The organism is Amycolatopsis sp. NPDC051373 (assembly GCF_040689465.1).
In the GTDB taxonomy this organism is placed as follows: Bacteria; Actinomycetota; Actinomycetes; order Mycobacteriales; family Pseudonocardiaceae; genus Amycolatopsis.
On sequence record NZ_JBFBAE010000010.1, the window covers coordinates 174,607 to 187,827 of the forward strand.

Annotated in this window: 14 protein-coding genes; all 14 read left to right on the forward strand. The window is 63.5% G+C overall.

Translation table 11 applies throughout. The features are described from left to right. Positions 1–88: 88 nt before the first annotated feature. A complete protein-coding gene (locus tag AB0383_RS20585; protein WP_366188253.1) occupies positions 89–841 on the forward strand; it encodes a hypothetical protein in 753 nt (250 codons plus the stop codon). Between the two features lie 33 nt (positions 842–874). Further along, positions 875–1,507: a phage scaffolding protein gene (locus tag AB0383_RS20590; RefSeq protein WP_366188254.1), complete on the forward strand. Its 633-nt coding sequence runs from the start codon at positions 875–877 to the stop codon at positions 1,505–1,507. 113 nt (positions 1,508–1,620) lie between these two features. Continuing rightward, positions 1,621–2,562, forward strand: coding sequence for a phage major capsid protein (locus AB0383_RS20595; RefSeq protein WP_366188255.1), 942 nt, complete (start codon positions 1,621–1,623; stop codon positions 2,560–2,562). 64 nt (positions 2,563–2,626) lie between these two features. After that, positions 2,627–3,091, forward strand: a complete 465-nt coding sequence (locus AB0383_RS20600; RefSeq protein ID WP_366188256.1) for a hypothetical protein — start codon at positions 2,627–2,629, stop codon at positions 3,089–3,091. Positions 3,092–3,100: 9 nt separating this feature from the next. Continuing rightward, positions 3,101–3,439: a hypothetical protein gene (locus AB0383_RS20605; protein WP_366188257.1), complete on the forward strand. Its 339-nt coding sequence runs from the start codon at positions 3,101–3,103 to the stop codon at positions 3,437–3,439. Between the two features lie 9 nt (positions 3,440–3,448). After that, positions 3,449–3,880, forward strand: a complete 432-nt coding sequence (locus tag AB0383_RS20610) for a hypothetical protein (protein WP_366188258.1) — start codon at positions 3,449–3,451, stop codon at positions 3,878–3,880. Between the two features lie 11 nt (positions 3,881–3,891). Beyond that, entirely contained in the window at positions 3,892–4,227 is a 336-nt protein-coding gene (locus tag AB0383_RS20615; RefSeq protein WP_366188259.1) for an HK97 gp10 family phage protein, read from the forward strand. A 98-nt stretch (positions 4,228–4,325) separates the two neighbouring features. Continuing rightward, positions 4,326–4,898, forward strand: coding sequence for a hypothetical protein (locus AB0383_RS20620; RefSeq protein ID WP_366188260.1), 573 nt, complete (start codon positions 4,326–4,328; stop codon positions 4,896–4,898). Between the two features lie 87 nt (positions 4,899–4,985). Then, positions 4,986–5,354: a hypothetical protein gene (locus AB0383_RS20625; protein ID WP_366188261.1), complete on the forward strand. Its 369-nt coding sequence runs from the start codon at positions 4,986–4,988 to the stop codon at positions 5,352–5,354. Between the two features lie 80 nt (positions 5,355–5,434). Further along, on the forward strand, positions 5,435–5,671 hold the full coding sequence (locus tag AB0383_RS20630; protein WP_366188262.1) for a hypothetical protein: 237 nt from the start codon (positions 5,435–5,437) through the stop codon (positions 5,669–5,671). 17 nt (positions 5,672–5,688) lie between these two features. Further along, positions 5,689–10,287, forward strand: a complete 4,599-nt coding sequence (locus AB0383_RS20635) for a transglycosylase SLT domain-containing protein (protein ID WP_366188263.1) — start codon at positions 5,689–5,691, stop codon at positions 10,285–10,287. A gap of 4 nt (positions 10,288–10,291) precedes the next feature. Continuing rightward, complete coding sequence (locus tag AB0383_RS20640; protein ID WP_366188264.1) at positions 10,292–11,614, forward strand: carbohydrate binding domain-containing protein; 1,323 nt, start codon at positions 10,292–10,294, stop codon at positions 11,612–11,614. Between the two features lie 15 nt (positions 11,615–11,629). Continuing rightward, positions 11,630–12,760, forward strand: coding sequence for a hypothetical protein (locus tag AB0383_RS20645; protein WP_366188265.1), 1,131 nt, complete (start codon positions 11,630–11,632; stop codon positions 12,758–12,760). 48 nt (positions 12,761–12,808) lie between these two features. Then, on the forward strand, positions 12,809–13,207 hold the full coding sequence (locus tag AB0383_RS20650) for a hypothetical protein (protein ID WP_366188266.1): 399 nt from the start codon (positions 12,809–12,811) through the stop codon (positions 13,205–13,207). Positions 13,208–13,221: the final 14 nt, after the last annotated feature.

Below are 13,221 nucleotides of genomic sequence, written 5' to 3' on the forward strand. Positions count from 1 at the left end.
CGGCAACCTGCACGAACGTCAACGAGGACCAGCGTTCCAACGGGTCGCTGGATCGTTCTCCGACGGCTTGAACCGCATCCCACCCGACATGGCATCGAAGGTCCGCGACGGACTCGACAACGCCCGGTCATTGGGTGGGCAGCAGGGCTATCGGGAGGCCGGCCAAGCGCCGGTGACATTGCAGGTGGACGCCCGCAGCGGGGACATCCTCGACGTTGTCACGGCAGCCGAATCCCAGGTGCAGCACTCGTCGCAGGCGTTGAACTTCACCTACGGCGGCAACTGGCCCACCCTGGCGAACCAGGGGCGTCTTGCGCAGGTGGCATCGAACGGGTTGGTACGTGACGTACGGACCCGGTTCAACACGAACCTGAACACAGGGATCCGCGACGCAGCACAGGATTTGGGTGCACAGCTGTTGTGGATTGCAGAACCCGACGCTTGCGCCACATGCTTGGCGTTGTCGGGCGAGATCGTGGACATCGGCGACCAGTTCGACGTGACCGCCACCTTCGCGAAGAAGACCATCAACTGGGCTCCTGAGGGCGGCCTGATCGGCCCTCCTCGCCACCCCGGATGCCGCTGCCGCACAACCCTCTGGTTCGGCCAGGACGGGCCAAGACTGTCATTCGCGGATGCGTTGCGCCGTGAGGCACAGCGTTCCATCCTCCGCGGCACACGGCTACCGAGCGAATCGGAGACGGTGCGGCTTGACGCCGCTGGTCGTCTCTTGCATCGGATCGCCAACAAATCGTCCCGTCCGTACGCCTGGCAGGTGCCGAAGAGCGTGCAGGAACGGGCCACCCGCGCGGTCAAGCGCGGACATTTCCCAACCCCGTGACGGGGTTCTCTCTCACAGGAAGTTGACGCCGTGATGGCCGCTGACGACCAGAACACCGAAGACACCACCGCTGATGTCGTGGACGAGACCACCGAAACCGACGAGGGCACGGAGGAGACGTCCGAGACGGGCGCCACCGACGAGACTCCCGCCGACGAGTGGACCCCGCCCACGAAGGAAGAGTGGGAACAGCTCCAGAAGGCCCAGAAGGAAGCAGCCGATCGACTCACGAAGGTAAACCGAGAGTCGGCGGATCGGCGCGCGAAGATCCGGAAACTGGAGCAGCAGAACGAAGACGACTCGGCGCGAGCCCAGCGTGAAGCCCTGGAGGCTGCGCAGGCCCGCTACAAGCCGATCGTCGCGAAATCCGCACTCCTCGAAGCAAATGCTCGCACCGATCGGGTGAGTCATCTGCTGACTCTCATGAAGATGGACCGCCTCGAATTCGACGGAAACGACGAAGTCGTTGGTCTCGACATCGAAGTGGGCCGACTCCAGGAAGAGTGCCCGGAGTTCTTCATCCAGTCCGAAGCCCCCAAGCCGCCCGCACCGGTTGTGAAGCCGGCGCCGAAGGCCGATGTGGCTCCGAAGAAGCCTGCGAAGACGGAACCGAAAACCGCAGGAGAACTCATCGCGGCCCGAATCATGGGCACCACCACCGAATAGCGACACCCACGCCCCGTGAAGGGGCGAAGTGTTAGCCGCCTTCCCGTGACGGGATGAGCGGCATTTTGTCGTGCCGCATTTCCCTCTCATCCCTTCACAGGAAGACATCAAACATGCCTAACCAGGTTTTTGACCAGTGGATCCCGGTCGAATACTCGCCGGACGTCATCCAGCGCGTCAAGCAGAACTCCGCCGTCATCGCCTACGGCCAGAACGTCCCCATGACCACCGAGTCCCGCAGCACTCCGCGGTCGGGCGGCGTCACCATGGGCGGCATCGCCAAGGGTGGCAACTACGGGCAGGACACCACCACCGCGAACGACGCGGTGTGGCTGTACGCCCAGAAGTACGGCGGCGCTGTGCCGATCGCCGAAGAGGACCTCAACGACTCGCTGGCGGACATCGTGAACGCCAAGACGATCGACGCGGGCACCTCGTTCGCGAAGCTGTTCGACAACAGCTGCCTCGCGGTCACCGGCGCCAAGGGCACCACGGGTTGGGCGTTCGACTCGCTCTACTACCTGCTGACGCAGAGCAACGCGGTGAGCGGCTACGTCGCGAACGCGAACCTGAACAAGACCACCGCCGGTTCGGGTGTCCAGTACAACGACCTCCGCAAGCCGCTCAAGCAGGTCGAGTCGGGCGACTACTTCGACCCGGGCAACCTCGTCGTGATCGCGCACCCGTCGTTCGCTGACTCGCTGCGCGGCGTCGTCGACAACCAGGGCCGGCCGATCTTCAACGAGTCGTCCAACGGCACCGCCGGTGGTGGCCAGGGCGGCGGCGCGACCCTGTTCGGGCACCCGGTTCACTGGTCGCTGGGCGCGAAGACCTCCGCCACGCCGACCCCGACCCCGACCGGCAACCCGCTGCTGATCATCGCTTCGGCGAACTACATGCTGGTCGGCAACCGGGAGCCGCTGTCGGTGCAGAACATCGACGGCAACACCGGTCTGGGTGCCCTGTCGGACACCGCGTACCTGAAGTTCCGCTCCCGCCGCGCGTTCGCTGTGGGTCACGAGAACGCGTTCGCGATCCTGGAGAACGTCGGCTGACGGTCGTGACCATTGGTGGGGGCAGCCTCGTGTTGCCCCCACCCCCGACCGTTGAGGAGTCGACATGACTCAGCCCGCACAATCCACGTGGGCCACCACCGATGATGTCGCCACCTTCACGGGGACGGAAGTCACTCAGGCGCAACTCATGCAGGCGTCGGCCACGATCGACATGCATGCGGCCCGAACCTACGAGGACGTGACCCGTGTCGGTACACGGGACCAATACTGGATGAAACTGGCTGTCTGCTTTCAGGCGGCGTGGTTGACGGAACAACCGGACATGTTTGTCCGTATGGACATTCTCAGTCTCGGGTCCGCATCCAGGACCGGTCGCGGCGGTACCTCGTTCGGTCCCGACGCGCTGTTGATCGCCCCGAACGCGAAGAAGGCTTTGTCGCGCGTGTCGTGGCTCAAGTCCCGATCGCTGCACGTGCAGTCCCCGTTCACCGACGGCTACGGGGTGTTCGGCACCGACCCACTCTCGTCCGGTTCGGACGGTCTCTACTCGTGGGAATCGTTGGAGTAGGGGGCTGAGGTGTATCAACTCGCCACCTGTCGAGCCACCATCATGCGGGGCACCGTCCCAAACGAGTTCGGTGATCCGTCCCCGTCGATGATGCCGGTCCAAACGAATGTGCTGGCGTCGATCAACGAGGAAGACAAACGGGTGTGGGAAAACAGCACCCAAACCCCGAGGATCGCCCGCATCGTCACCGGCTACTTCCCGTACGGAACAGACCTGCAAGTCAACGACCGGGTCCGCGACGACTCCCACGACGGAATCACGTATTGGGTTGTCGACGTACAGACCATCCGGATCGCCGCTATCCGCCCCGATCTGCAAGCCACGCTTCGCCGGGTCGGCACATCCTAGGGGGCGCTGATGGTGTTCAAGTACGCGTCCCCTGATGTTGTTGCCCAGCAGTGGGCCGCCGCGGTGGTGGGTGTCCCGACCGGTGACCAGCTGCCGGCGGACAACTCCACGTGGGCGGCATCCGGGTTCGTCGTTTGCTCAGACACTGGTGGGTCGTCGAACCCGTACTACACGTTCCACGAGTCGGTGTACATCTTCCAGTGCTTCGCGGTGAACCCCAACTCGCCTTACCCGCCGTGGGGGGAAGCCCGCAACCTGACAGAGACGATCAGGAACGAAACCTACCAACACGTGGGACGTTTCCTGACCCTGCCGAACTGTGATCAGAACGCGAAGGTACTGCAATCCCAGGTGATCGGCCGGCCACGCCGCGGGTTCGGCGATTTCGGCGACTACGCCATGTACTCGATCGACGTTGCGTTGCACTGGATCCCTGCGTGAGGTGATGACTCGTGGTGCACGTGGTTTACGCCGACGAACCGAACTGGCGCGACAAGCTGAACGGCGACATCCAAAAAATGTTCAGCAAGGTCGTGGACGACATTCGAGACGACGCAATTCAGGCGTGCCCTGTGGATACGGGCCGTTTGAAGGAATCGATCGACTCGACCATCACCGACGACACCGGTCGGGTCGCAGCGAACGTGTACTACGCAGTGTTTGTGGAACGCGGCCACCGGATCGCCTATCGGGGCAGTGACGACGAAGTCCACTACACCGGCGGAGTCGTTCCACCCCAGCCTTTTTTGGGCCCTGCCTTGTTCCGCAAACGGGACCTGAGCATCTGACGCGCATGTAGCGCATTCGCTTCCGCATTCCTCCGCGGAGGGACTAACCAAACCTTCGGGGCCGGTTCGTGCCGTCCCTCGTGCAAGGAGACATTCTCATGACCCAGAATCCTGCCAACCTGCTGATGGGGCCTGCTCAGGTCTACGTCGGCGCGTTCCAGGCCATTGAGCCGACTGACGCGAACGTCAACACCACGCCGGCCGCTTCGGCGTGGACCGAGGTCGGTCTGACCGACGGTGGCGTGATGATGACCATCGCCCCGAAGTTCACCGACTTCTCGGCCGACCAGATCGTGGACGTTCCCGGTACGCGGCTCACGTCGCGCACCATCACGGTGACCACCACGATGGCTGAGGTGACGCTGGCGAACCTCGCCAACGCGCTCAACTCGACCATCGGCGCGACCGGTGCCGGGTTCGCGACGTTCGAACCGAACTTCGGCCAGTTCGCCTCCCAGCTCCCCTACGCCGCGATCATCCTCGACGGCTGGGCCCCTGGCCCCGTCAACTCGAACTTCCGGCGCCGCATCATCCTCCGTAAGACCATGCAGACCAGCAAGGTCGATCTGAACTACGCGAAGGACAAGCAGACCGGTCTGGCCTGCACCTGGCAGGCGTACTACGTGTCCAACACGGTCGCCCCCTACCACATCGTCGACCAGCAGTCCTGATCCAGCTAGTTCCCTTCATCTCCTGGTGTCCGCGTGCAGAGACTCCCTGTACGCGGACACCAGGTCCAACCTGCGAGGAGTCCGCAGATGGTAACCAACGCCCCCCGTAAGCGCACCACCACCCGTAAGCCGGCCGCGGCGAACGTGCTTCGTCTGGACCGCAAGGAAAACGTCGACGCCATTCAGGCGATCATCGACGACCGTGAACCCCTGTTCTCCATCGGCGACGAGACGTTCACGATCCCGAAGAAGGCCCCAGCGGCGTGGACGATCATGGCCACGAAGCTCGCCCTCGAAGCCGGTGACAACCAGGCTGTCGAGTACGCGTTGCAGAAGATGCTGGGCGAAGACGGCTACAAGGCTCTCGCAGCGTGCGAAACCCTGACCCTCGCTGACTTCCAGGTCATCCGGGACGCCGTCATCGACCGCGTGTTTGGTGCCTCCCCAAAATCCTGATCCCCGACCGGTGGGTTGACACGGTTTCCGAGATCGTTTGGTTCGTACAGAACCTGGACGATGTGCGTTCGGATTTCTCCGTGTACCACCGTGTCGACGAGATCGAGGAACTTCCCGCCGACCGGTTCCTGTCGTTCATGCGCCGGCTACCGGTGTACGGCGGTGCGGTAGCGCTCGCTGTTCGTGAAGCACCACAAGCCTCGGTCTCCGAGCCGCCTGAACCCGCTGGCGCGCACTGGAACGACATCGCCGACGTGATGCGCACAGATCCACTGTTCATGGGCCAAGGGACGTACGTGACTGTCCCTGCCGAATAACGCCGTGAGGAGAACCCATGCCTGACGGCGACGGAGAGTACCGAATCGGCAGTGCCTATGTCGAAGTCCACTTGAGGGACCAGACGCAGGCCGACGAACAGGCTATCCGCTCCAAGGTTGAGGGCGAAGCGCCCATCAGCCTGCAAACGGCCCTGAACGACCCCAGCAACACCCAGGCGGTCAAGGACCGGGTCAAGGCTTCCGGCCCGGCAGAGCTTCCGGTGGAGGCGGCGAACCCGGTTGATGACGCGTGGCGTCAGCAGATCCGGGCAAGTCTCAAGAGCACCACACTGGAGTCGCTGAAGATCCCGCTCGACGCGGACTCGGAAGAGTTCCGCCTCAACCTCTCCGAAGTGATCAAAGAGGTTGAGAAGGGTCTCTCCGCGGAGATCCCCGTCGACCTCGACAAGGCTGTCGAGTTCAAGCAAGAAGTCCAGTTGCTTGCGGCGATGGCGTCGGAAGAGGCGAAGGTCCGCATCCCCGTCGAGGTGGACAACGACACCGCGCAGAAGGCTCTGCGTGAGCTGTCGTCGTCGGTCGACTCCAGCGCGAAAGACAGCAGCAACAGTTTCCTTGGCATGTTCCGCACCACCACTCTGGGGTGGACGGCTCTAGGAACCCTGGTTGCCGGCCCGTTGGTGGCTGGTGGTCTTGCTTTGGTGGCGGGCGGGTTCACGGCGATCGGTATCGCCGCGGAACACAGCTCACCGCAGGTGCAGCAGTCGTTCAACACGATGAAGACCGAGGGCGTCGACGTCCTCAAAAACGGGTTCACCTCACTGACCCCGGTGATCGTGTCGTCGCTGGGCACCATGACCGACGGGATCCGCGGGCTCGCCCCGGAGGTCCAGACGATCTCGGGTGAAATGGGCCCGTTCCTGACGACGCTGTCCGGGTCGCTGGTGAAGGCTGCCCAAACGGATCTGCCCGCGTTCTCGACGGCCCTGGGTAACGCCACCCCGCTGGCGAAGGCCCTCGGCACCGGGATCGAGGAAGTGGCTACCGGGGTCGCCGGGTTCGTCACACGCATCGACTTCTCCCAGGCGTCCAGCGGGTTGCAGGCACTGCTGTCCGATGTGAGCCGGCTGCTGCCGGTCGCCGCCGGGCTCGTGAACGCGATCATGCCGTTCTCGAACGCGCTGCTGACCTCAGTTATCCCCGCGGCAACGAACCTCGCGAACGTGTTCATCAGCGGTCTAGCCCCCGCGATCCACCTCATCGGTGCCGCGATCACCGACCTCGGCCCGCTGCTGAACTTCATGTCCGGCCCGACCGCGTCGGTGCTGGTCGGTGTCGTGGCGTTCAAGGCACTCCAGGCCGCCACCAACGGCCTGCTGCCGATCTTCAACACCGTCTCGACCGGTGTGTCCACGTTCGCCAACAAGGCGCTGGACATGGCCGGTGCAACCGACAAGTCGGTGGGTAGCTTCACGCTTCTGACCAACGCGGGCAAGCAGCAGGCTGTCCAGGCTGCTGCCGCCGCATTGGCGACAGCACAGCAGACCGCCGCGCAGGCTCAGCTGAGCCTCACGACTGTCGAGGCGGCTGCGGCCAGCGAAGCATCCGCGGTGACTGAGGAACAGCTGACCGCTGCTCGTGCCGCCGCCACAGCCGCGACAGAAGCTGAAGCGGAAGCCACCACCACCCTCGCCGCCGCATCCGAAACCTCGTCGTTCGCGTTCGGCCCCGTCGGGATCGGACTCGCCGCAGTCGCCGGCGCGATGGCGTTGTTCATGGGCAACACCGACAAAGCCACCCCGACCGTCCAGAACTTCACCCAGCAACTGAACCAACTCAGCCAGGCCGCACCGGACGCCGCGGCAGGCATTCTCGCGTCGAACCCGAAGTTCGCTGACTTCATCAAGCAGACGAACTCGGCCGGCATTTCAGTGTCGGACTTGACGTCCGCGTTGAACGGCAACGGCGATGCCCAGCAGAAGGTTATCGCCCAGATGCAGGGCTCGATCGACGCATTCGGCAAGCAGTCGGTCACGGTTGAGGGCACGACCTCGAACCTAACCAAGTCGATCAAGGATTGGGCGTCGGCTGACCCGAAGTTCGACAGCACCTTCACTCCGCAGGTCCAAGCCGCTATCAAGCAGTTCCGGGCGTTGCAGGGCACCCTAGGCGACCTGAAGGGCCAGTTCGGTGACACGAACGACGCCCAAAAGTCGGCTGCGCAGGTTGTACAGCTGACGTCGGAACAGCAGGGCGCGGCGTCGGGCGTGGCGAAGCAGTTCGGGCTGTCGGTCGACGTTGTCACCGGCGCTTTCCAGAAGCTGCCCGGTGCCGGTGCTGCCGGCGCGGAAGGCGTCGCGCAAGTGACGTCGGCGTTCTCCGACCAGGAAGTGAAGCTGCTCAACGCGGAGCAGTCGACCGCCGACTACTTCAAGAACTTGCAGAAGAACGCCGACCAGGCGAGCCAGGCGTTGGCCAGTGCCCAGCACTCGTACAGCCAGTCCGTCACGGCCGTCGCAGATGCGGAACATTCCGCGGCTCAGGCCGCCCAGGCAGTCGTGACGGCACGCGAAGGTGTCGCCGCAGCTACCCGTTCGGTGACCGACGCTGAACACTCCTACGTCGACACCCAGCATTCAGTGGCGCAGGCCCAACAAGGCGTGATCGACGCTGAAGCTGGCGTGATCACCGCTGAGAACAACCTGGCGAAGGCGCAGGACTCCGAGCGGCAAGCGCAGGTTGCTTTGACGGATGCCCGCAAGGCCGCGGCTGAGCAGTTGAAGTCGTTGCACCTTCAGCTGAACGACCAGATCGTGTCGGAACAGCAGGCACAGATCAGGCTGTTCGACCAAACCCGCACCTCGGCTGCTGCCGGTGTCACCACCGACAACGCACAGTCGATCCTGGCTGCGCCGCTGACGGCACAGAACGAGGCGTTGAAACAGTCCGCTCTGGACTTGGTCAGCGCGCAGAACTCGCTGGCCGACACCATGAACACGGGCGTGAACCTGCGTGAGCAGGTCACGGCAGCCGACAAGGCCGGCGTCGACGGCAGCCAGCAGGTCATCTCAGCTCAGCAGGCGTTGAAGTCTGCACAGGACCAGGTCACGTCGTCTGAGCAGGCGCTGGTGAAGTCTCACCAGCAGGTGCAGCAGGCCGTGTTCGCCCTGTCGGACGCCAACTATGCGCTGGGCAGGGCTCAGCAGGCCATTGTGGATGCACAGGCCGGTGTGGTGCGCGCTGAGCAGGGTGTGACGGACGCTGTCTATGCGGAGCAGAAGTCACGCCAGTCGGTCACGGACGCGATCTTCAACCAGAAGCAGTCCCTGGCGGCGTTGAAGCAGGCACAGGACGCGGCACGTGCGGCGAACGACCTGAACACACATTCGCTGGATCTGGCGACCCAGGCCGGGCGAAACAACTGGGGACAGTTGCAGCAGCTGTTCAACTCCTACCCGGCGTGGATGACGGAACAGCAGAAGTACAACCAGATGGTTGACGACACTGCTGCGTCGTTCAACGGGTCGAAGAAAGCTGCGTTCGATTTCCTTCAGCAGCAGGGGAAGATCCCGAAGGATTACCGGTTCAGCACTACCGGTGTCGCCCAGATGGATTTGACTCCGCTGCAACAGTACCTGGGCAACAAGGGCATTGACGTCCTCGTCAACGGTGAGCACGCCAACTTCGCCGAAGGCGGTCACGTCACGGGCCCTGGTGGTCCGAAGGATGACCTGATTGATGCGAAGCTGTCGAACAACGAGTTCGTGCAGCCGGCCGACGCGGTGGCTCACTACGGCGTGGACTACATGGAGGCTCTTCGACAGAAGAAGCTTCCGAAGTTCGCGTCTGGCGGGTTGGTCACGGGGAACTTTGTCGGCGATTCGATGGGGAGCGCCTACATCACTGCGGTGAATGTCGCGGCGATGATGGGTGCTCCGCATCCGCCGCAGATGCCACAGTATGTGCCGCCGACCTACAGTGGTGGTGGCGGTGGTGCTATTCCGTCGGGGCAGCACCTGGCGTTGATTGACGCGGCGTTGGCTGCGGACGGTGTTCCGAGGTCCGAGTGGGCGCGTTGGGAAGCCGGCATGAACACCCTGATTCAACGAGAGTCTGGGTGGAACGCTGGGGCTGTTAACAACTGGGACAGCAATGCCAAGGCGGGACATCCGTCTGGTGGGTTGACTCAGACGATCGGGCCGACGTTCGAATCCAACCGGAATCGATCGTTGCCGGACAACATGTTCGATCCGGAAGCAAATATCGCGGCCTCGATCAACTACATCCTGAACCGGTATGGCGACATTTCGAATGTGCAGCAGGCGAATCCGAACCTGCCGCCGAAGGGCTATGCCCTGGGCGACATTGTCGGCACTGACGGTTCTTCCTTGCTCCCGACGATGCCACGTGTTGCGCAGATCGTGCCACCGAGGAGTCCCCGCATGTTGGGGGACAGCCCGACAGTCGACGAGTCGTACATCCCGAACGACCCGACAGATCCGCGGGCTCAACAGATCCTCGCAGTGACGAACCGGCGGATGGGACAAGGCGGTTCGACGATCAACAACAACGTCACGATCAACACAACGGAGACAGACCCCGACCGTTTGGCCGCGGTCGTTTCGTCTCGTCTCGGCTGGGCCATGAGAGGGGCGTGAACCCATGCCCACTCCAGTAATCCTGCCTACGTACACCATCGGGGCGTGGTCGGCGAATGTCGACGATGACTCGGGTAGCCGCTGGCTGGTGACGCAACAGTCACTGGCCAGCGGCACCGGGATCAAAACCTTCCAGACGGAACGGCCCTTCGGGGACGGCGCCTATCGCGCTCGTTCCTACCGGAAGGGACGGACGGTGAACCTGCAAGGGATCTGTATTTCCCCAGACAGGGTTACCCGAGAAACCGCACGGAACCTCCTGTTGGGGTTGTTCCCGTTTGGTGAGCAGGAACCGATGACGGTGTACGACGGCATGTCCACCCGAGTGTTGACGGTCGAGCTGAACGACATCGTCGAGGTCGACATTTGGCCCGACGGGCTGGGGTTCGACTGGAAACTTGCGCTGTTCGCCGCCGACCCCCGGTTGTTGGACTACACGGTGCAGTCCGCGTCAACCACAGTCGTCTCAGTTTCCACCGACGGGTTGGACTGGGCCACCGGTGGCGGGTTGGACTGGGCTGCGGGATCACTGATCCCCAACGGCCAGTTCGCCGGCCTCACAGGGTGGCATGCGGAGGGTTCAGCGACCCTGTCGAATCCGACCGATCCGGCAACGAGCCGCGTCTACGCCAAAGTCACGTCCACGCAAAGCTCCACACCGTCCGGGATCATCTCGAACACCACAGTCAACGGCATCGTCGGTGGCTCCCAGTACGTGTTCCAGCTCGATGCGATGTCCGCGACCGTCGCCACCATCAACACCAAGGTCGACTGGGCCGACGTCAGCGGTATCTACATCTCCACCACCGTGAAGACGGTCTCGACTACGTCGGCGTGGGTTCACGGAACAGCCACCCACACGGCACCGTCGAACGCGGCTTCGGCCACGGTGTATGTCGATGCCGGACCGATCTCCGTTGGCGGCTCGTTCTCCATCGACAACTTCGACTTCGGGTCCGCTTCCAAAACTGCCCGCGGATTGTATTGGGGCACCTCGGGAACAAGCGGGGTGCTGTCGATGACCAACGCCGGCACCGCCACCGCATATCCCGTGTTCACGGTGACCGGACCGTTGACGAACCCCACGTTCACCAACCCGGCAACCGGCGACGTGATCGCCCTGACCGGCACGGTCGCTGCCAGCCAGACACTCACGATCGACAACAGCCCGTTCACCTCAACCGTGAACTTGGACGGCATCGACCGATCCGGTGCGTTGTCGTCGGCCTCGTGGATCGACATCCCCCCGAATTCCACCACCGTCGTCCAATTCGGTGGCTCCGGAGCCGGAACCCTCACCGCGACTTGGCAGAACGCCTACATCTAACTTTCAGGAGGCTTGATGCCTACCAATGCTGCGGCTACCGGGTTCTGGTCTGCGCAGAACGCCAACAACGCCCGACAGGGCCGCGCCCTCACGCAGGCCCTGTTCGTGGCGGCCTCAACCACCTCGCCGCTGACGACGATCCGTTCAGGCGTCATCTCCACCGTCTCGGACGGCACCTACGGCTACGACCTGCGTGTCACCGTCGCCAGCGGTTTGACCATGACGGTGCAGCCCGGTAGCGCCATCATCGGACGGTCCGGTCAGGGCGCCTATCTGACGTGGAACCTTCCGGCCGCCGACTCGGTGACCTGCGACCCGGCGCCGGCGTCGAACCCTCGCAACGACATTGTCGTGTTGCGGGCCTATGACGCCGCACTCGGCGACACCGTCCCCGGGTCGGGTGCGAACCTGGCCCAAATCGAGATCATCACCGGCACCCCGGGTGCTATCCCCGCCGACCCGGTCACGTGGGACTCCACAGGGTTGATCACGTCGTTCCCTACCTCGGGTGGCGGTGTCGGGATCCCGCTTGCGCGGGCCCAGGTCTCCACCGGTGGTGTCATCACGCTCACGGACATTCGCCGCGGTACAGCACCGGTCGGCGCCGTTCGGGTCCTACTCCCGGGCGATTCTCTGTCGGATCCGTCCTACATGCCGGGCGACATTCGCTGGTACAACGGCCTGGACTTTTGGGACGGCACCAACTGGAACGAACTCGGCCGTCCCCGAGCCGGCGGCGAATACCAGGCATCCGGCAGCCAAACCGCGTCCGCGTCGGGCCCGACGAAAATCACGTTCGGCTCCACGGTGCAGGCCGCATCCGGTATCACCTGGAACGGAAGTAACCAGTTCACCACCGTCACTGCCGGGATCTACAGCATGTACGCGGCGGCCAACACGGGCTTCTCCTCCACCGGGAACTGGGGTGTCGGTATCCACAACGGAACCGGAATTCCGGGATCGACGACCCCGTGGTTCTCGGCCCCCACGTTCTCTCAGGGCCAGACGGACGGTTTCACGGCGACAACCATGTACCTGCCTGCCGGGCAAACGATCTCGGCCTATTTCTACAACAACGAGAACGCTACCCGCGTGTTGAACGCGACGAAGCCGTGCGTGTTCCGCGTGTGGCGGATCCACGGATAACTGCTCATTCCCGGAACGTCCGGATGAACTATTTGGAAAGGCTCCGCGATGAGCAATAACCTTGACCAGACTCTTGCCAACGCGATTTTGACGGCAGTTACCGGCGGCACGGCGCTGTCCATCACCGCTCCGGTGAAGCTGCGCCTGATGGCGACGAATGGTTCCGCCACGTCGAACGGTACTGAGATCACCGCGGGTGGCGGATACACGGCGGGCGGGTTGACCACCGCCGGCGCGTGGGGCACCGCCTCCGGCGGTTCCATCACGAACTCTGCCGCCGCTGTCACGTTCACCAACATGCCCGCCGCGACGGTCGTCGGCGTGGAGCTGTGGGACTCGTCCGGAACTCCGAAGCGGATCGCGTGGGGAACCATCACCAGCCGCACCACCGCTTCCGGTGACCAGTTGGCGTTCGCGACGAGTTCACTTTCCCTCACGCTCAACTAAAACAAGGAGTCTCG